The sequence below is a fragment of the Mesorhizobium sp. M7A.F.Ca.US.007.01.2.1 genome (assembly GCF_003998165.1).
GTDB classification, from domain to species: domain Bacteria; phylum Pseudomonadota; class Alphaproteobacteria; order Rhizobiales; family Rhizobiaceae; genus Mesorhizobium; species Mesorhizobium ciceri.
The window spans coordinates 76,838-94,898 of record NZ_RZQP01000001.1 but is presented as its reverse complement, the minus strand read 5'-3'; the positions used below and the strand labels follow the sequence as shown (position 1 = coordinate 94,898).

Genomic DNA, 18,061 nt, shown 5'->3' with positions numbered 1-18,061 from the left:
CCGCCACCCTTGGCGTATGCGCTGACGGTGTGGATGCCGGAAACGGAGCCGTCCAGGACAATTTGATAGGGCGCAATCGTCAACACCAGCGCCGCTGCCGATTTGAGCGCCAGCCGGCAACAACGGGTCGTGACCGATCTGTGCATTCTGATCTCCGACGACTGAGCCCGGCGCGCCCCACCCCAACGTTGCAGTGCAACCAACATTGCCGAAAGACGCGGCGCCCGGAAGCGACCTCCGACCGTTGCGGTTGTCAACCAGGACCATTGCAAGCGCAAGGTTGGACTAAAGTCCCAAGTATATGCTACATTAGCTTCGCATGAACGGCGCCGTGACCGCCATCGCTAAACGGGAGACTGGCTTTCCCGATGCCTGACGACCGCAGACGCCGAACATCAAGTCACCTCCGCCGGGGGCGGCGGAGGTGACTTGTCGAGGGTGCAGTTGCCCGTTGATCTGTTTTTTGCAAACGACTGATGTCGTCCGCCGTCGCAGGATGCGCGGCCAAGATGCCGCCTAAGGTCTCCTTTCATCTCGAACCGGCGATTCTGGAGCAGTTCCGGTCTGCGGGAATGCTTAGCCAGCGCTGCGCGCAATGCCTGTCGCGTCTGAAAGGTCTCCCGATGTCACGAAAATGTGATCCGGCGATTATAAGGGGGTCAAACAGGTACCCACGCTCCAGCCAATCCAACAGCCAGAGGCAAGCCATGACTGACCTTCGCTCCCCCGACACCCGATTCCGCACCAGCCTGCTCGAGGAAAACGACGGCCCGGCCATCAACGCTTCCGACAACCGCACCATGGGCGAGATCATCGCCGCGCGGTTCTCGCGCCGCGGCTTCCTCAAGGGTTCGCTGGCTGTCTCGGCCATCGCCGCCACCGTCAGCCCGCTGGCGCTGATCAGCGCCGACGAGGCCCGGGCCGCTGAAGGCTCGGCCTTCACGTTCGACGAACTCGAGGCCGGCATCGACGACAAGCACCACGTCGCGCCGGGTTACGATGCCGATGTACTGCTGCGCTGGGGCGATCCGCTGTTTGCCGATTCGCCCGACTTCGACCCGACGAAACAGTCGGCCGAGGCCCAGGCGAAACAGTTCGGCTACAACAACGATTATGTCGGCTACATCCCCATCGACGGCTCGGCCGAACATGGCCTGCTGGTGGTCAACCACGAATACACCAATCCGCATCTGATGTTCCCGGGCATCGTGAAAATCGTCGAGAAGGACGGCAAGAAGTCGGCCGAAGTCGCACCCCTCTCGAAGGAGCAGGTCGATGTCGAGATGGCAGCTCACGGCGGCACCATCGTCGAGATCCGCAAGACATCAGGCAAATGGCAGGTGGTGCGCGACGGCAAGCTCAATCGCCGCATCACCTCCAACACCGAAATGGCGCTGGCCGGTCCGGTTGCCGGCCATGACCGCGTCAAGACCAATGCCGATCCGTCCGGCACCAAGGTGTTCGGCACGTTCAACAATTGCGCCGGCGGCGTCACGCCCTGGGGCACCTATGTGATGGCCGAGGAGAACATCCATGGCTATTTCTCCGGCGAGTTGCCGGAAGGCCACAAGGAAGCCGCGAACTACAAGCGTCTCGGCATTCCCGAAGGCGCCTATGAATGGGCGGCGCATTACGAACGTTTCGACCTCGCCAAGGAGCCCAATGAGGCCAACCGCTTCGGCTGGATCGTCGAGGTCGATGTCAACGACCCGACCTCGACGCCGAGGAAGCGCACGGCCATGGGCCGCTTCAAGCATGAGGGCGCCGAATCGATTGTCGCCAGGGACGGCCGCGTCGTCTTCTATCTCGGTGACGACGAGCGCTTCGACTATGTCTACAAGTTCGTGACCAAGGCCGCGTTCGATCCGAACGATCATGCCGCCAACAGGGACCTGCTCGATGATGGCACGCTGCATGTCGCCAGGTTCGCCGAAGATGGCACGGTCGAATGGCTGCCGATCGTCTTCGGCCAGGGACCGCTGACGGCTGAAAACGGTTTCACTGGCCAGGCCGACGTGCTGATCGAGACGCGCCGCGCCGCCGACCTGCTCGGTGCCACCAAGATGGACCGCCCCGAAGACATCCAGCCCAATGCCATCAACGGCAAGGTCTATGTCATGCTGACCAACAATTCGAAGCGCAAGGCCGACCAGGTAGACGCCGCCAACCCCCGCGCCGAAAACGCCTTTGGCCACATCATCGAGATCGCCGAGGACGGCGGTGATTTCACCGCCGCCAAGGGCAAGTGGGAAGTGCTGCTGAAATGCGGTGATCCGGCGGTTGCCGATGTCGGCGCCACCTTCTCGACGGCAACGACGGCCAATGGCTGGTTCGGCATGCCCGACAATTGCGCGGTCGATTCGGCCGGGCGTCTCTGGGTCGCGACCGACGGCCAGGGCCCGAAAGCCACCGGCCGCACGGATGGTCTGTGGGCGGTGGACACGGAAGGGGTGGCGCGGGCGACCTCGAAACTGTTCTTCCGCGTGCCGATCGGCGCCGAAATGTGCGGTCCGCTGTTTGCGCCCGACGACCAGACCGCCTTCGTCGCCGTCCAGCATCCGGGCGATGGCGGCGAGGACTGGGAAGCGTTCGGCCGCCCGTCCTACTATGAGGATCTGTCGACGCGCTGGCCCGACTTCAAGCCCGACATGCCGGTGCGGCCGTCGGTGGTCGCCATCACCAGACAGGGCGGCGGCAAGATCGCGGTCTGATTGCCCTCCAGCATGGGGCGCAGCAGCGGAGCAGATTTGCACCGCTGCCGCCCTTTGAAGTCGCGGCATGGGGTGAAGTCGGTCAAGCCTCGGGAAAGATTGGCAATTTAAACATGGCGCCCTAGGTCTTTATCAGGAGATCGCCATGTCGAAGTCCGTCTATGACCGTGGCTTGCTCAAGCCAGCCGATATCGCCAAGCTGCAGCGCGTGTTCGACGAGGCCTGCCGGCGGCGCGAGGCACATCCCGATTCCGCCGACGCGCGGGAAATCGCGCTTAACCTGCTCGCCCTGCACAATGCCGGCATGGAGGAAGAGGACATGCTGATGGAGGCCGTCGGTTTCCGGCGGCTGGAACCCAAATCAGCGTGATGCGCCGGGTTGGTGCGAGGCCGACCCTGCAATCCGTTTGGCGATCGCCTTGGCCAGGATACCGGCATTGGCGAAGCAGCCGCGAATGCTCGGCCGCATGCCGGTGAACCACAGACCGGGCAATTTCGGATCGGCTTGCCCGCCGTTGAAGAGCGGAACGCCCTTGGCGTCGAGCACGCCGAGCTTGCCGACCATCGGCTCCAGCCCGGTGCGGTAGCCTGTCGCGGCAATGACGATGTCAGGATAGATCAGGCTGCCATCGGCCAGGATCACGCCGTCACGGGTGAATTCCCTTATGCCAGGTACGACGGTGATCTTGCCGGCCTTTATGGCGCTGACGGCGCCGTCGTCGGCGGCGATCGCGGTGTAATCCGAGGTCAGGCGGCTGGCGCCGCCCGCAGGCGCGGGCGGCAGGCCGAATTTGGTCAGGTCGCCGAAAGCCAGGCGCTGCGTCGCCGACATCACCGCGTCGGCGACCCGCAACGGCAAGCGAGCCATGAACGGCGAAAGCCGGTGCACGGCGATCTTGCCGATGCGCTTGGGCAGCAGGGCGGGACCGCTGCGGGCCGACAGCCAGATGGCGGCCGTGTCTATGCCGGCCAGATGATTGAGCGCATCGAAACCCGAATTGCCAGCGCCGACGACCAGCACTTTCTGGCCCGCATAGGCCTGTGCGTCACCGAAATCCGCCGAATGGATGATGCGCCCGACGAAATCCTTCATGCCTTTCCATTCGGGAATGAACGGCTGCCTGTCGCGGCCGGTGGCGACGACGACATTGCGGGCCAGCCGCAGGCCAGCGCTGGTCCGTACCGCCCAGTGATCGCCCTTGAAGGCAATCTCTTCGACAGCGACGCCAAACTGCACCGGCAGCCGGTTTTCCTCCCTGAAATCATTCATGTGGCGGATGACGACCGTCCGGTGCGGAAAGGCGGGGGTGCCGGGTGGATAGGGGAGACCAGGCAGCGAAGAAAGATCGCGGTGGGTGTTGAGATGCAATTGCTGGTGCCGCCGGTGCCATGGCTCAGCCAACCGGCTTTCCTTTTCCAGGATCGCCGTCGGCACGCCGGCGTTCATCAAGGCGTGCGCGACGGCCAGCCCGGCAGCACCGGCGCCGACGACGATTGCCGGCTCGACCTTGGCCGGCAGATCCACAACCGATCTGATTGTCGTATCAGTCATTCACTCGAATCCCGTTCGACGCCAGGCTGGCAGGACGCTGTAACCGTTTGATCCCGCGCAGGATCCCTGCAGCAAACCGCGGCCGAAATTTCGAGCGATGCGAATTAGCTCCGTACGCCGGGCCGCGGTTGCGCTCTATATGGCATATGCGCGATATCAACGGTAATCAGGTCGCGGCAATGTGATTGATTCGAGGCTCGGGGTGGCTGGCGGGTCTCGGTTATCCCCACGCGCATGCCCGAAATCGACTCCGATTTTCGAGTCATGCGCAGAATCAAAGTGTTACAGCACCTTGGCGCGTCCTGGACGGCCGGCGCTGTAGGCGGCACGCGGAATCTCGACCATGCCCTCCTTGCGGTTCTATTTCGACAAGATCCTTGAGGCCGCCGCGCCCGAGGTCGAGCGGCAGGCGCTGACCCATGTCGAACGCCTGGCACTGGTGCGCCGCTATGGCGACTTCTCGCTCGCCTATTCCACCGCCGTGCAAGGCAAGCTCTCCTATTTCGGCGACGCCGACGGCTACATCGCCTTCGGTACCAAGATGAAGCACCATTTCGCGCTCGGCGACCCGGTGGCGGCTCCGGCGCGTCGGGCCGATTACATCAAGCGCTTCGTCGAGACCGCCGGCAGCCCGTGGTTCGTGCAGGTCGGCGAGGACACCGCACGCGTGCTGGCCGGCCTTGGCTACAAGGTCAATCGCCTCGGCATCGACACCCGCCTCACCCTGCCCGAGCATGATTTTTCCGGGAAGCGCAACGAGACCGTGCGCTACTCCGAGCGCTGGCTGCTGAAGAAAGGCTTTTCGTTCGACGAGGACAAGCGCACGATTTTTCTGGATGAAATTGCCCGGCTTTCGGAAAACTGGCGCGGCGACCGCATCGTCAAGCGCTGGGAGATGGGCTTTCTCAACCGCAACTTTGCCGACCATCTCGGCACCGACATGCGCCGTTTCGTCCTGCACGGTCCCGACGGCGGACTGGTCGCTCTGCTCGACTTCGACCCGCTGTGCCGCAACGGAAAGGTCATCGGCTACACGACGGCCTTCAAGCGCAAGCATATCGACGCTTCGCCGCATGCCGAGGTCGGCCTGACCAAATTCGCCGTCGATCGTTTTCGCGAAGAGGGCATCTCGGTGGTCACGCTCGGCCTGTCGCCGATGCTCGATATCGGGCCAAGCGGCTTTGCCGAAAGCGATTTCTGGCGCAATGCCTTCCAGCGCGCCTACGATTCGCCCTGGGTCAATCGCCGCAGGTTCAACCTGCAGGGCCAGGCGGCCTTCAAGCGCCGCTTCCACGGTGTCGAGGAGCCGGTCTACATCGCTTTCCGCAAGGGGACGTATGTCGAGATGCTGGGGTTGCTGCGGCTGGTCAAGGCGATCTAGATGTATCGATATTCAGGTGAGGCCGGCCTGCAAATGGCGGCTTCCTGCGCTTCCGGTGCTCACGTACGAAAAGTACGCTCCGCTCCGGTTCTCGGAATCCGCCATTTTCGACTCGGCCTGACCTGAATCTCAACAGACCTGGCGGCGTTCTGCCGTCAATTCCTCAACCGATACCCTGTCCTGAAGATCCAGGCGACGATCGTTATACAGATCAGCAGGAAGACGACCGTCATGCCGAGGCTGACGCCGACCGAGACGTCGGACTTGCCGTAGAAGCTCCAGCGGAAACCGCTGATCAGATAGACGACCGGGTTGAACAGCGTGATCGTGCGCCAGACCTCGGGCAGCATGTTGATCGAATAGAAGCTGCCACCGAGGAAGGTCAGCGGCGTGATGATCAGCAGCGGAACCAGTTGCAGCTGCTCGAAACTCTTCGCCCAGATGCCGATGATGAAGCCGAACAGGCTGAAGGTCACCGCCGTCAGCACCAGGAAGGCGAGCATCCAGAACGGATGCAGGATGGTGAGCGGCACGAACAGCGAGGCGGTGGCCAGGATGATCAGGCCGAGGATGATCGACTTGGTCGCGGCACCGCCGACATAGGCGATGACGATCTCCAGATAGGAGACCGGCGCCGACAGAAGCTCGTAGATCGAGCCGACGAATTTCGGGAAATAGATGGCAAAGGAGGCGTTGGAGATCGACTGCGTCAACAGCGACAGCATGATCAGACCCGGCACGATGAAGGCGCCGTAGCTGATGCCGTCGATCTCGGTGATGCGCGAGCCGATGGCCGAGCCGAAGACGACGAAATACAGCGACGTCGAGATGACCGGCGAGACGATGCTCTGCAGCACGGTGCGGAAAGCACGTGCCATTTCCATCCGGTAGATCGCCCATACTGCGCGAAGGTTCATGGCTCCCTCCTCACCAGATTGACGAAGATCTCCTCGAGCGAAGAGTTTTGCGTGTCGATATCGCGGAACTGGATGCCGCCGGCCTCGAGATCGCGCATCAACGAGGCGACGCCGGGCCGCTCGGCCTGGTTGTCATAGGTGTAGGTCAGCTGCCCGCCATCGGGCGACAATTCCAGCGCATAGCGCGAGAGCGCCTCGGGAATGGCCGTCAGCGGATTGCGCAGTTCCAGCACCAGCCGCTTGCGGCCGAGCTTGCGCATCAGTTCGGCCTTGTTCTCGACCAGGATGATCTCGCCGCGGTTGATGACGCCGACGCGGTCGGCCATCGCTTCGGCTTCCTCGATATAGTGCGTGGTGAGGATGATGGTGACGCCGTCCTCGCGCAGCCGGCGCACCATCGCCCACATGTCCTGGCGCAGCTCGACGTCGACGCCGGCGGTCGGCTCGTCGAGGAACAGGATGCGCGGCTCATGCGACAGCGCCTTGGCGATCATCAGCCGGCGCTTCATGCCGCCCGACAGGGTGATCGCCTTGGCATCCTTCTTGTCCCACAGTGAGAGATCGCGCAGCACCTTCTCGACAAAGCCGTGGTTGGCCGGCTTGCCGAACAGGCCACGGCTGTAATTGACCGTCGCCCAGACGCTCTCGAAGGCATCGATGGTCAGTTCCTGCGGCACAAGCCCGATCAGACCGCGCGCGGCGCGATAATCCTTGTTGATGTCGTGGCCGTCGACGGTGACGGTGCCCGACGAGCGGTTGACGATGCCGCAGACGATCGAGATCAGCGTCGTCTTGCCGGCGCCATTGGGCCCAAGCAGCGCGAAGATTTCGCCGCGCTGAATGTCGAGATTGACTTCCTTGAGCGCGGTAAAACCGGTGGCGTAGGTCTTGGAGACCCCGGAAATGGACAGGATGGAAGGCATGGATGAAAACGGCTGCTTGAAGAGGTCCCCTGATATAGGCCGAATGTCGGTGCTTGCAACCGCAAGTCAATGCCCTGCTGACAGTTCTCGACAATCGTTGCCGGCCGGCCATTGCAGGTGCGGCGCACAGGCCCGGAGTTGCGCGGCATGCAACCGGCAAAATTGTCCTGTGGCGTTCAGCCTCGCGGCAGGACGCCGCTTTGACCTGAACTCGCTTCGGGCCTATTCTTCGCGAGTATTTGCAGCAGCCGGAGCCCATCATGGACCCGCTCATACTTTCGCGTATCCAGTTCGGCGCGAATATTTCATTCCACATTCTATTTCCGACGATCACCATTGCGCTGGGTTGGGTGCTGCTGTTCTTCAAGCTGCGCTACAACGCGACCAACGATTCCGCCTGGATGCGCGCCTATTTCACCTGGGTGAAGGTGTTCGCGCTGTCCTTTGCCATGGGCGTGGTTTCGGGCGTCACCATGAGCTTCCAGTTCGGCACCAACTGGCCGGGCTACATGGAAAAGGTCGGCAACATCGCCGGGCCGCTGCTGGCCTACGAGATTCTCACCGCCTTCTTCCTCGAAGCGGCCTTCCTCGGCATCATGCTGTTCGGCTTCCGCCGCGTTTCCAACCGCATCCACACACTGGCGACGGTGCTTGTCGCCGGCGGCACCACCGTCTCGGCGTTCTGGATCATCGCGCTCAATTCCTGGATGCAGACGCCGGCCGGCTTCGAGATGCGCGACGGCGTGGCGCATGCGGTCGACTGGTGGGCAATCATCTTCAACCCGTCGATGCCCTACAGGCTGACCCACATGCTGCTGGCGTCCGGGCTGACGGTGTCGTTCCTGGTCGCTGGCCTGTCGGCGCTGCGCTATCTCACCGGCGACCGTTCGGAATCGATGTGGAAGGCGCTGCGCACCGGCGTCTTCACGGCCGCGATCCTGATCCCGATTCAGATCTTCGCCGGGGACCAGCATGGGCTGAACACGCTGGAGCACCAGCCGCAGAAGATCGCCGCCATGGAGGCCAACTGGAACACCGGCCCCAATGTGCCGCTGGTGCTCTTCGCCCTGCCCGACGAGGCCGCGAAGGAAAACAAATTCGAGATCGCCATTCCCGACGGCGCCAGCCTGGTGCTGCGGCACTCGACCAGCGGTGTCGTGCCGGGACTGAACGATTATCCCGGCAACCATCCGCCGGTCTTTCCGGTGTTCTGGGGTTTCCGCGTGATGGTCGGCACAGGCATATTGATGCTGCTCGTCTCGTGGTCGGCCGCCTTCTTCCTCAAGCGCCGGCACAGCCTGCCGAAGCCGCTCGCCATGCTGATGGTACCGATGGCGCTGTCGGGCTGGCTGGCAACGCTGGCCGGCTGGTACACCACCGAAATCGGCCGACAGCCCTGGCTGGTGACGGGCGTGCTGAAAACGGCAGACGCGGTCGGCCCGGTGGCGGGCAGCCATGTCGCGCTGACGCTGGCGACCTACCTCGTTCTCTATGTGCTTTTGCTGATCGCCTATCTCGGCGTGCTGGTGCACCTGGCGCTGAAGGCGGCGAAGGACGGCGATTCATCGCCGCTGCCGGGCGTCATGAACGCCGCCATGTCACAGCCGGCGGCTGGCGAGTAGGAGAAGAAGATGAGCTTCGACTGGCCAACCGCGCTTCCCCTCATCTTCGCCGGCCTGATGGGCCTCGCCATCCTGATCTACGTCATTCTCGACGGTTTCGATCTCGGCATCGGCATCCTGTTCGCCGCCGCCGAAGACGCCGAACAGGATACGATGATCGCCGCGATCGGCCCGTTCTGGGACGCCAACGAAACCTGGCTGGTGCTGGCCGTCGGCCTGCTGCTGGTCGCCTTCCCGCTGGCGCATGGCGTCATCCTGACGGCGCTCTACATTCCGGTCTTCGTGCTTTTGCTCGGGCTGATCCTGCGCGGCGTTGCCTTCGATTTCCGCGCCAAGGTGCCAGCTGGCCGGAAGCATCGCTGGAACCGTATTTTCTTCCTGGGTTCGCTCATCGCCTCGCTGGCGCAGGGCTACATGCTGGGTGTCTATGTGCTCGGCCTCGATGTCGGCCTCGGCGGCATGGCGTTCGGCGTGCTGGTGGCGTTCTGCCTTGCCGCCGCCTACGCGGCGATGGGTGCCGCCTGGGTGATCTACAAGACCGAAGGCGAGCTGCAGAAGAAGGCGGTGCGTTGGCTGCGCACGACGCTGGTGCTGACCGCGCTCGGCATGGCGGCAGTGTCGCTGGCGACGCCCTTCGCCAGCCCGCGCATCTTCGACAAATGGTTCGTCTGGCCGGAGATGCTCTATCTGTCGCCGCTGCCGATCCTGTCGGCACTGCTGTTCCTGTGGCTGTGGCGGCAGACCTTCCATCTGCCGAAGCCCGACGACCGCCATTCACTGACGCCGTTCCTGACGCTGGCGGCCATCTTCGCGCTTGGCTTTGCCGGCCTCGCCTGGTCGTTCTACCCGTTCGTGGTGCCGGATCGCCTGACCATCTGGCAGGCAGCCTCGGCACCGGAAAGCCTGGCCATCATCCTGGCCGGCACAGTGGTCGTGCTGCCGATCATCATCTTCTATTCCTTCTATGCCTACCGGGTGTTCGGCGGCAAGGCGACCGACCTGACCTACGATTGATCCGCTCCATCTCTTTGACGCAAAGCGCCATGGGCTTTCTCAGGAAGGGCTGCTTTCAGATCAGCCCGGAATCGCGCGCGGCAGCTGTGGCCTCGCCACGCGAGATGGCATCCAGCTTCCCCAGAACCGCGGAGACATGGTGATCGACGGTTTTTGGTGAAATGGTCAGATGCTCTGCGATCCGCTTGTTGGAGAAGCCGCGCTCGATCAGTTGCAGCACTTCCATCTGGCGTTGGGTCAGGCCGGCGCTGTTGGCGCGCGTGGTCTGGCGCGGCCCCCGGGCGATGCGAATGACGCCGTTGCGCCGCATGATTTCGCGCACATGGCTCGCAACCGGCTTGGCTCCAAGGGTCTCGAATATCTCGAGTGCCGCACGCTGCGCCGGCTCATCGCCCTGGGCGAGCGCGAGCGCACGTTCATAAGGTGCGTTGAGATCCGCCCAGACCGCGGCCGCCCCTTGCCAGTCGCCAGCCAGGAGCATTCGGTACGGCGCGGCCATGCCGGCCGTATCCCCCGCGTCGCTACCGGCGGAGAGGATCTGGCGCCAGCTGGCCAGTTCGGCAAACATGGCCCGCGTCGGCGACAGGGTCTCGGCAAGGTCGATCAGCCGCAGCGCCTCGGCGATTTCCGCCTCGCCGAGCCATGCCTGCTCGGCGACGATGGTGGCGTACGGCAACAGCCGCTGCAATTCGGCTCCCCTTTCCAGGAACCGATTCATTTCCGCCAGCAGCGGCTCGGCCGAAGGATCTCCGCGCCGAAGACGCAGTTTCACCAGGGCCACCAAAGCGGGATAGCGGACCAGCGCCGTCGCCTGGTCATTGCTTATGACATCCAGAGCCTCGGCGGCAGCTTCGTTCCAGTATCCCTGACGCAACAACAACTGTGCCCGAACCCCACGCATATAGTCACGCCAAGTCGCCAGATCGTTGTCGACGCAATAGTCGATGCCGCGATCGAGGAAGGATTGAGCCTGGCTGTAGCCCAATTGGTTGATCTCGCCACAGGCGCAATTGGTGAAGGCACGCGCGGCGTGCTCCTGAAAATTCTGCTCCAGCGCGATTTCGAGGCTGCGGGCGAGATGCAGCCGGCTGCTGGCCAGATCCAGCCACTGCTCGGCGGCGCCGACATTGTTGAGCGCGTGACAAACGACATCCTGCCGGTCCAGCTGCTCGGCAAGCTCGATCGCCCTGCCGCCCAGCGACAGGGTCTCGTCGAGCCTTTCGGCCAGCATCGCCAGCTGCGAAAGGTTCGAATAGGCCATGGCAAGTTCGGCACTGGCGGGAACTGCCTCCAGCAACGCGACCGCCTGGGCGCCGAACAGGTCGGCTGCCGGGCGGTCGCCCAACAGATAGGCGAAGCGCGATAGCCACCTGAGGCTGTCGCCTTCCTTCAGCGTGTTGCCAAGCGCCTTTTGCAACGCGCGGGCTTGTTCCTGCGCCTTGATGGCCTCGTCAATGCGGGCGATCAAGTGACACTCGAAGGCATACTGCTCGTAAAGTCCGGCGCGTTCTTCCACGGGCAAGGTGTCGGCCTGCCGCAAGGCGACCTCATAGTAGCCGGCGGCGTCGCGATGGGCGCCGACACGCGAAGCCTCGCGCGCGGCGATCGGCGCGAATTCGCGCACCGCCTCGAAATTGTGCGCTTCCACGGCGTGATGGACCAGGCGTGCGGTGGCGACGCCGCCGTTTTCAAGCAGCGCCGACAGCGCGCGCTGGTTGAACAGTCTCCTGTAACTTGTCGTCAGCATCATCTCGATGGCGCGGCGTGCGATTTCATGGCGGAAGGCATAGCCATCGCCCAGATCGTCGAGCAGCCCATTCGACACACATTCCGCCAGCTGTCCGGCGCTGGCGACGCCGCACAGGCCCTGCAGAGCCCAAGCATCGGCCCGCCTGGGAAACACCGACACCGCGTCGAGCATCGAGCGGGCACCGGCGGACAGCCGTTCGGCCCGCGCCACAACGGCGTCCCTCACGCTGGCCGGTGGCGTCATCTCATTGTCGGCGCACAGGAGCTCGGTGACGAAGAAGGCATTGCCGGCGGTGACCCGGTAGATGGCGTCGCCATCGCGGCCGGCAGCGCTGGCGAGCGACAGGACGGCCGCCTCGCTCAACAGCGGCACGTCGATACGGGCAACGTTGCCCGACGGAATTTCACCCAGCGCCCGGCGCACACGCGCCTGTCCTTCGCTGCGGTCGGTGCGCGCCGTCAACAGGACCAGGATGTGGGTGTTGGCGATGCGCCGGCCAAGAAAGCGGACGAAATCGAGCGTCGCGTCGTCCGCCCAATGCAGATCCTCGATTACCAGAAGCGTCGGCTGGGTCCTTGTCTCGAACACGTCGAGGGCACCGGAGAACAGTGGCAGCCGCTGACCCTGCCTGGCGTCGATCGCCTGCGGCATCGCCCATTGCGCCTCGCGGGCGAGGTCATAGAGCGGTCCGAGCGGATCGGGGATCGACAGGTCCTCGCAGGCGCTGCGCAAGATGCGCGTAGCCTTGGCCGCGCCGGCGACGAAGGCCTCGACCAGTGCGGTCTTGCCGGCGCCGGCCTCGCCCGACAACGCCACCACGCTGCCGCGACCACGCGCGGCTTCGGCGAGAAGTCCGTCAAGCTGCTCCAGCTGTGTCTGCCGTTCCAGAAGCATGATCGTCCGCTTTTCGTGATCCGGGTCGCTGCCGCACCCCGCTTTCGTCAGGCAGGATAGCGCGGCCCGGTATCGGCTTTGTGGCTCCAGCAGTGAACGCCGTTAACATGGGGAATCGTCCCACGAAACATAGGGAAAGGTTCCGATGCGCGCCCCTGGCGAGCGTGATCAATGTCCTCCGCGCGCTCAAAACCGGGCGTGAAACAGTAAAAAAGGAACCTGATATGCCTCGCTATGTGGTTGAACGTACATTTCCCAACGGCCTCAGCGTGCCGGTGAACGATGCCGGCGCCGATGCGCTGGGCGGCGTCATCATGCGCAACGCGGAGAAAGGCGTGACTTGGGTGCAGTCCTTCGTCTCGCCCGACAAGAAGCAGAGCTTCTGCATCTATGACGCGCCTTCGCCGGAAGCGATCCGCAGCACGGCCCAGAAAAACGCGCTGCCTGTCGACAAGATCACGGAGGTGCGGGTTCTTGACCCTTACTTTTACCGTTGACCCGATCGATGAGCATCAAACTGCCCTTCGCGGCGACGGCAGCGTGCCTGACGAATCGTTCAGCGGGCCGTCGGCGGCGTCGAGATCCGTCGGACGAGACCCGTTACCGGGCCGGGCTTTCTGGCGGCTGGCCTCGCTGCTGTTCGCGCCATTGCGCAAGAGTCGGCGTCGATTGCCTCCGCAGGACGATTATCTGAGACGCGACATCGGCCTGCCGGAGCTCGAGGGGCTGCCGCACTACTGGGACTTCACCCGGTACCAATGATGCGTGCAGCCGAGATCCGACGTCGCAGCGGGAGCGGCTGCTCCCGCGCGCCATCAACAAGGAGGAGAGAACATGAACATCCATCTGTGGACCAAACACCTCATCAACCTGTCGATTCTGTCGATCGCGGCCACGGCGGCCAATGCTCACAACGCTGGCGCGCTGGACGAGAAGGTGCGGGCAGCCAACAGCCGCTTCGAGAACGTGGCGATGGCGACGGCCGAGGGCTATGCGCCGATCCCTTGCGCCAGCGGCATCACCGGCGGCGCCATGGGCATCCACTATGTCAATGCCGGTTATCTGAAGGACGATGCGGTCGAACTCGCCAAGCCCGAGGCGGTGATGTACGAGCCGATGGCAAACGGCAAGCTGAGGCTGGTGGCCGTCGAGTACATCACCTCGAAAGGTCCGGCTTCGCTGGAAGGGCAGCTGTTCAATTTCGACAGCGCGCCCAACCGCTACGGTCTAGGCCCGTTCTATGAACTGCATGTCTGGGCCTGGAAGAAGAACCCGGCCGGCACCTTCGCCGACATGAACCCGACTGTGTCGTGTGACGCGATGAAGGCCATGTAGCCGGCAGAGGCGGGGCGGCTGAGTGCGCAATCTCCCCCCGCGAGGGGGAGATTGCGCGTTCTCAGTTGCTTGCCGCCAGCACCAGCACCGGCTTCTCGCTATAGAGCGCCGGGAACAGGGCCTTCAGGTTCGCCACCTTGGGCAGGTCGTTGTAGACGATGTAGGGATAGGTCGGGTTCAGCGTCAGGAAATCCTGATGATAGTTCTCGGCCGGATAGAAGGTCTTGCCGGTTTCCAGCGTGGTGACGATCGGCTCCGGGAACACCTTGGCCTGGTCGAGCTGGGCGATGTAGCTTTGCGCGATCTTCTTTTGGGCATCGTTTTCGGCGAAGATCGTCGAGCGGTACTGCGTGCCGGAGTCCGGACCCTGGAAATTCAGCTGGGTCGGGTTGTGGGCGACCGAGAAATAGACCTGCAGCAGCTGGCCGTAGGTCACCTTCGACGGATCGTAGGTGATCTCGACGGATTCGGCATGCCCGGTGCGGCCTGAGCCGACCGTCTCGTAGACGGCGGTGTCCTTGTCGCCGCCGGTGTAGCCGGAGACGGCCCTGGTGACGCCCTTGACGTGCTGGAACACGCCCTGCACGCCCCAGAAACAACCGCCGGCGAAGACTGCCTTTTCAGTGCCGGTGGCCGCCTTCTCGTCGAGTGCCGGCGGCGGGATCTTCACCGCGTCCTCGGCCGAAACCGCCGGCGTCAGCCAGAAGGCGGCGCCCGCGGCGGCCAGCGCAAGAGCGGCGAGCGCGCTGCGGAAGACGTTCGACGATTGTCTGATGACTGGTTTTTGAATGTCGGTCATGGCTTGAGCTCCTGTGACGTCCATCATGTGGAGTCTATTGGATAAGATACGATCATGCGACGTGCGAGTTGCGGCCGAAGCCTCACTTTCACGTGCATCCGGCTTCGGACCCGCGGGACCGAAGCCGGAAACAGCACCGCCTTTACTTGGCCGGAGCCATCGCATCCGTTGCCGGCTTCATGGCGTCAGCCGCCGGCTTCATGGAATTGGTGGCCATCGGGTCGGCAGGCTTCATCGCATCCGTTGCAGGTTTCATGGCGTCTGCGGCCGGCTTCATCGCATCCGCGGCCGGTTTCATGGCATTTGCAGCCGGCTTCATCGCATTGGTCGCGTCGTCGGCACGGGCGATGCCGCCGGCAAACAGCGCCGTCGAGCACAGAGCGAGAGCGAGCGCCGGCAGCGTCAGGCGGGAAGTGGTCATGATGATCTCCTTGGGGTTGGCGTTGAAGGCGCGCCCTCTAGGCGGCCGTGCTATGCGGCGCCGCTCCATGCGGCGTTGCGCAATCTCTTGTCGAAGCGGGATCTAGTCGGTCGCGGCGGCCAGGATCGGTCCGCCACCGGGCGACTGCACGAGCACGGCGGTGCTCATGCCGCCGGACGCGGCGGGCAGAGGATATGTCGCGGCCGCGCCGGTCCAGCTGCCGAGGTTTTCGAGCGCATGCACGACATTGGCGTGCGGCAAGGTGCGGCCGGTGTTTTCGCCGCGCGAAACCGGCACCTCGACGACGCCCTTGGCATAGCGCACCAGCCAGACATCGGCGCGGCCGCCAGGTGCGGCGCCGGCGCCGATGCTGATCTTGCCGCCATCGAGCGACAATGCCGGGCCGCTTGTCCGGCCGCTCGCCGCAATCAGCTTTTCGATTTCGCCGGGTGCGGCGCCGACGACATCGGCATGGCCGTTGACCACCACTTGCGGCGTGAACGGCCCGTCATGACCGAGCGCCGGCTCATAACTGACCTGGCGCCGGGTGAATTCCTGTTTTCCGAAGATATCCTTCCAGCCGAGATAGTCCCAATAGGTGACGTTGAACGACAGCGCCAGCACGCCGGGCTGGTCCTTGACCTTGATCAGATTGGCATTGGCCGGCGGGCAGGACGAGCAGCCCTGGCTGGTGAACAGCTCGACCACGCTGAGCGGCTGGGCCGCCGCCGCACCGAGCGACGCTGCCAGCGCAATCGCCGAGAGGCTGGACACTTTGATGAACGTGCTGGACCCTGACATCGGCTTGCTCCGTGGGCGGCGGCGCCTGGAAGCACCGCAGATATCCCCACTTCGCCGCTGTCGGCGCCTTCGTTACAGCGCTCACCGGTTTGTGATCGGGCCGCAGGTGTTCTTCCCTTCTCCCCCTGTGGGAGAAGGTGTCGCCGCAGGCGACGGATGAGGGGTGTTCCAGGGAAAGCCAACGTCTCACTCCGCTGGAACACCCCTCATCCGTCTCGGCGCTACGCGCCGATCCACCTTCTCCCACAGGGGAGAAGGGAAGAACGCGCCCCTACCGCCAAGGCTGTAGGCTGGTATCCCGTACATAGGCGATGATGGTATCGCAAACGGCGTTCATGTCTTTCAGAACGTCATCGTTCCAAAAGCGCAGAATGCGAAAGCCTTTCTCTTCCAGGTGAGTTTTGCGGACGCTGTCAGACTCCAACTCCGCATGCTGGCTGCCATCGATCTCGACGACCAAGCGTGCTTCGAAGCAGACGAAATCAGCAATGTACTTTTCAATAGGAACCTGGCGCCGAAATTTTATCCGGTCGAGCCTGCGGTCGCGCAGTTCATGCCACAGCCGGTCTTCCGCTTCCGTCATTACACGCCGGAGCGAACGGGCGAAGCTTCGTTTGGCTGGCGGGACAGGTTGATGCGGCATGGCTTAGATTAGCCGGCTATTGCGCTCCGTCCAGCACCCCTCATCCGTCTCGGCGCTACGCGCCGATCCACCTTCTCCCCTGTGGGAGAAGGCAGAAGAGCAGCATCTACTGCGTCAGCCGCGTGTTGTTGGGCCGCTTGTTGAAGTCGCATTTGCCGGTCACGTTGTAGAAGAAGTCGGCGTTGCTGACGGGCGCCGGGACCTTGTTGCCGCCGTCTTCCCAGGCCTGGTAGGCTGTCGCGCCGCAAGGCACGAGGCCGAAGATATCAACGATCTGGCCGGTCGCCATCTCGTTGTAGTCGATAGCGCCCGTCTGGTCCGATTTGAGGCCGCTGTAGAGCCTGTTGGACGTGGTCGGATCGTTCGACATGAGCTTGCTTGGGTTGCCCGATGGCACATCCATCTGCAGATAGAGGCCGGCCATCTGGCTGACATTGATCTGCGCGCCGGCGCCATCGGCGGGATACATCGTATCGACGCAGTAATATTTCGTCTGGAACCCGTCGGTCAGGATCACCGCGCCAGCGGGCGTGCTGGAATCGACGAGCTTGCAGACCTGCTTCTGGGCCACCGTGGTGACCGTCTTGCCGGCTGAATCGGTGGTGAGAACGCTGACGGTCGTGGTGCCGTAGCCTTTCGGATCGCCAGTCTTGCCATAGGCATAGTCGATCGTCATCAGCGGCTTGCCCGCTGCGGCGCCGAACATCGTGCCGTAGAGCGTCATTTTCTTGTTCCAGTAGCCCGACACGCCGGTGACCTTGAAGGTGGCCTCCACCAAAGCCGGCGCCTTGTTCACCGCCGACGTAACGCCGACTGCCACCGAAGGAATCCTGGCGATCTGCATGAACACGGTCGGCATGGGGAAACTTGCCGAGGCCTGCGCGGTGGCGGTGCCGTTGGCGCTGACGTCGAAGCTGTTCAGCGTCGCGGTGCCCTGTCCACCATTGGCCACGTAGGAAGCCTGCATCGCCACCTGGCGCTGCGGCTTCGTCGAGGCCGTATCCATCGTGGTGATCGACAGGATCGCGGCGTCGAGTGCCGCCTGCTCGGTCGACCTGGTCTGGACAGCGGAGGTGTAGTCGACGGAAAAGCCGATCGCGGTGATCAACGGTATCATGGCAAGAATGAGTATCGGTGCGAACGAGCCGCTCCGCGACTCGATAAAACTGCCTGCAAGCCCCCGCATGCCTTCGTCCTTACATCAGATATTTCCCTCCGCTAACATCCCGTTCGCAAATTATGCTCTAACGGGCTTGGTTAAAATTTATAGATTTTTCGCGAAAAGCGCGAAAAAAGCG

General features: G+C 63.4%; 17 protein-coding genes. 8 read left to right on the top strand and 9 right to left on the bottom strand.

The window, feature by feature from the left end; genetic code table 11:
* The first annotated feature begins 707 nt into the window (after positions 1–707).
* Together EN949_RS00475 and EN949_RS00470 are read left to right on the top strand one after the other, a co-directional pair.
* Positions 708–2,711, top strand: coding sequence for a PhoX family phosphatase (locus EN949_RS00475; protein ID WP_063169631.1), 2,004 nt, complete (start codon positions 708–710; stop codon positions 2,709–2,711).
* Between the two features lie 145 nt (positions 2,712–2,856).
* Complete coding sequence (locus EN949_RS00470) at positions 2,857–3,081, top strand: hypothetical protein (protein WP_024502214.1); 225 nt, start codon at positions 2,857–2,859, stop codon at positions 3,079–3,081.
* On the opposite strand, the gene EN949_RS00465 is transcribed toward EN949_RS00470, so the two are convergent.
* Positions 3,073–4,263 (bottom strand): NAD(P)/FAD-dependent oxidoreductase, encoded by a 1,191-nt coding sequence (locus EN949_RS00465; RefSeq protein WP_027161242.1) that lies wholly within the window; start codon positions 4,261–4,263, stop codon positions 3,073–3,075. The genes EN949_RS00470 and EN949_RS00465 overlap by 9 nt on opposite strands.
* A gap of 343 nt (positions 4,264–4,606) precedes the next feature.
* On the opposite strand from EN949_RS00465, the gene EN949_RS00460 reads away from it, so the two are divergent.
* Positions 4,607–5,644 carry a phosphatidylglycerol lysyltransferase domain-containing protein gene (locus tag EN949_RS00460; protein WP_063169630.1) on the top strand — a complete coding sequence of 346 codons (1,038 nt, stop codon included), beginning with the start codon at positions 4,607–4,609 and terminating at the stop codon, positions 5,642–5,644.
* A 155-nt stretch (positions 5,645–5,799) separates the two neighbouring features.
* Here the strand turns inward: EN949_RS00460 and EN949_RS00455 are convergent, their stop codons facing one another.
* Entirely contained in the window at positions 5,800–6,561 is a 762-nt protein-coding gene (locus tag EN949_RS00455; protein WP_013528680.1) for an ABC transporter permease, read from the bottom strand.
* Complete coding sequence (locus EN949_RS00450; RefSeq protein ID WP_024502216.1) at positions 6,558–7,484, bottom strand: ABC transporter ATP-binding protein; 927 nt, start codon at positions 7,482–7,484, stop codon at positions 6,558–6,560. Before EN949_RS00450 ends, EN949_RS00455 begins: the two co-directional genes overlap by 4 nt.
* A gap of 260 nt (positions 7,485–7,744) precedes the next feature.
* Between EN949_RS00450 and EN949_RS00445 the strand changes: the two genes are divergently transcribed.
* The gene (locus tag EN949_RS00445) at positions 7,745–9,106 is read left to right on the top strand and encodes a cytochrome ubiquinol oxidase subunit I (protein WP_127366179.1); all 1,362 of its coding nucleotides are present in this window, start codon (positions 7,745–7,747) and stop codon (positions 9,104–9,106) included.
* Positions 9,107–9,115: 9 nt separating this feature from the next.
* The gene (locus EN949_RS00440; protein ID WP_013528683.1) at positions 9,116–10,120 is read left to right on the top strand and encodes a cytochrome d ubiquinol oxidase subunit II; all 1,005 of its coding nucleotides are present in this window, start codon (positions 9,116–9,118) and stop codon (positions 10,118–10,120) included.
* A gap of 55 nt (positions 10,121–10,175) precedes the next feature.
* Here the strand turns inward: EN949_RS00440 and EN949_RS00435 are convergent, their stop codons facing one another.
* Positions 10,176–12,764: an AAA family ATPase gene (locus EN949_RS00435; RefSeq protein WP_127366180.1), complete on the bottom strand. Its 2,589-nt coding sequence runs from the start codon at positions 12,762–12,764 to the stop codon at positions 10,176–10,178.
* Between the two features lie 164 nt (positions 12,765–12,928).
* Here EN949_RS00435 and EN949_RS00430 point away from each other — a divergent pair, with 164 nt between their 5' ends.
* The 3 genes from EN949_RS00430 to EN949_RS00420 all read left to right on the top strand — a co-directional run bounded on the left by EN949_RS00430 (position 12,929) and on the right by EN949_RS00420 (position 14,099).
* Positions 12,929–13,261 carry a DUF4242 domain-containing protein gene (locus EN949_RS00430; protein WP_245459140.1) on the top strand — a complete coding sequence of 111 codons (333 nt, stop codon included), beginning with the start codon at positions 12,929–12,931 and terminating at the stop codon, positions 13,259–13,261.
* Positions 13,239–13,526 (top strand): hypothetical protein, encoded by a 288-nt coding sequence (locus EN949_RS00425; RefSeq protein ID WP_127366181.1) that lies wholly within the window; start codon positions 13,239–13,241, stop codon positions 13,524–13,526. The genes EN949_RS00430 and EN949_RS00425 overlap by 23 nt, the downstream gene beginning before the upstream one ends.
* Positions 13,527–13,598: 72 nt before the next feature.
* Positions 13,599–14,099, top strand: a complete 501-nt coding sequence (locus EN949_RS00420; protein ID WP_063173443.1) for a hypothetical protein — start codon at positions 13,599–13,601, stop codon at positions 14,097–14,099.
* Positions 14,100–14,160: 61 nt separating this feature from the next.
* On the opposite strand, the gene msrA is transcribed toward EN949_RS00420, so the two are convergent.
* The 5 genes from msrA to EN949_RS00395 all read right to left on the bottom strand — a co-directional run bounded on the left by msrA (position 14,161) and on the right by EN949_RS00395 (position 17,949).
* Positions 14,161–14,898 (bottom strand): peptide-methionine (S)-S-oxide reductase MsrA, encoded by a 738-nt coding sequence (gene msrA / locus EN949_RS00415; protein ID WP_013528688.1) that lies wholly within the window; start codon positions 14,896–14,898, stop codon positions 14,161–14,163.
* Positions 14,899–15,040: 142 nt separating this feature from the next.
* Positions 15,041–15,319, bottom strand: a complete 279-nt coding sequence (locus tag EN949_RS00410) for a hypothetical protein (RefSeq protein WP_027162827.1) — start codon at positions 15,317–15,319, stop codon at positions 15,041–15,043.
* Positions 15,320–15,421: 102 nt separating this feature from the next.
* The gene (locus EN949_RS00405) at positions 15,422–16,120 is read right to left on the bottom strand and encodes a DUF1223 domain-containing protein (protein ID WP_027162826.1); all 699 of its coding nucleotides are present in this window, start codon (positions 16,118–16,120) and stop codon (positions 15,422–15,424) included.
* Between the two features lie 271 nt (positions 16,121–16,391).
* Entirely contained in the window at positions 16,392–16,763 is a 372-nt protein-coding gene (locus tag EN949_RS00400) for an endonuclease domain-containing protein (RefSeq protein ID WP_027162825.1), read from the bottom strand.
* 106 nt (positions 16,764–16,869) lie between these two features.
* Positions 16,870–17,949 (bottom strand): TadE/TadG family type IV pilus assembly protein, encoded by a 1,080-nt coding sequence (locus EN949_RS00395; protein ID WP_127367175.1) that lies wholly within the window; start codon positions 17,947–17,949, stop codon positions 16,870–16,872.
* Between the last annotated feature and the right edge of the window lie 112 nt (positions 17,950–18,061).

Bases quoted from the DNA above. Each gene is read 5' to 3' on its own strand.
- EN949_RS00475 (WP_063169631.1), top strand. From the start codon at position 708: ATGACTGACCTTCGCTCCCCCGACACCCGATTCCGCACCAGCCTGCTC.
- EN949_RS00470 (WP_024502214.1), top strand. From the start codon at position 2,857: ATGTCGAAGTCCGTCTATGACCGTGGCTTGCTCAAGCCAGCCGATATC.
- EN949_RS00465 (WP_027161242.1), bottom strand. From the start codon at position 4,263: ATGACTGATACGACAATCAGATCGGTTGTGGATCTGCCGGCCAAGGTC.
- EN949_RS00460 (WP_063169630.1), top strand. From the start codon at position 4,607: ATGCCCTCCTTGCGGTTCTATTTCGACAAGATCCTTGAGGCCGCCGCG.
- EN949_RS00455 (WP_013528680.1), bottom strand. From the start codon at position 6,561: ATGAACCTTCGCGCAGTATGGGCGATCTACCGGATGGAAATGGCACGT.
- EN949_RS00450 (WP_024502216.1), bottom strand. From the start codon at position 7,484: ATGCCTTCCATCCTGTCCATTTCCGGGGTCTCCAAGACCTACGCCACC.
- EN949_RS00445 (WP_127366179.1), top strand. From the start codon at position 7,745: ATGGACCCGCTCATACTTTCGCGTATCCAGTTCGGCGCGAATATTTCA.
- EN949_RS00440 (WP_013528683.1), top strand. From the start codon at position 9,116: ATGAGCTTCGACTGGCCAACCGCGCTTCCCCTCATCTTCGCCGGCCTG.
- EN949_RS00435 (WP_127366180.1), bottom strand. From the start codon at position 12,764: ATGCTTCTGGAACGGCAGACACAGCTGGAGCAGCTTGACGGACTTCTC.
- EN949_RS00420 (WP_063173443.1), top strand. From the start codon at position 13,599: ATGAACATCCATCTGTGGACCAAACACCTCATCAACCTGTCGATTCTG.
- msrA (WP_013528688.1), bottom strand. From the start codon at position 14,898: ATGACCGACATTCAAAAACCAGTCATCAGACAATCGTCGAACGTCTTC.
- EN949_RS00410 (WP_027162827.1), bottom strand. From the start codon at position 15,319: ATGACCACTTCCCGCCTGACGCTGCCGGCGCTCGCTCTCGCTCTGTGC.
- EN949_RS00405 (WP_027162826.1), bottom strand. From the start codon at position 16,120: ATGTCAGGGTCCAGCACGTTCATCAAAGTGTCCAGCCTCTCGGCGATT.
- EN949_RS00400 (WP_027162825.1), bottom strand. From the start codon at position 16,763: ATGCCGCATCAACCTGTCCCGCCAGCCAAACGAAGCTTCGCCCGTTCG.
- EN949_RS00395 (WP_127367175.1), bottom strand. From the start codon at position 17,949: ATGCGGGGGCTTGCAGGCAGTTTTATCGAGTCGCGGAGCGGCTCGTTC.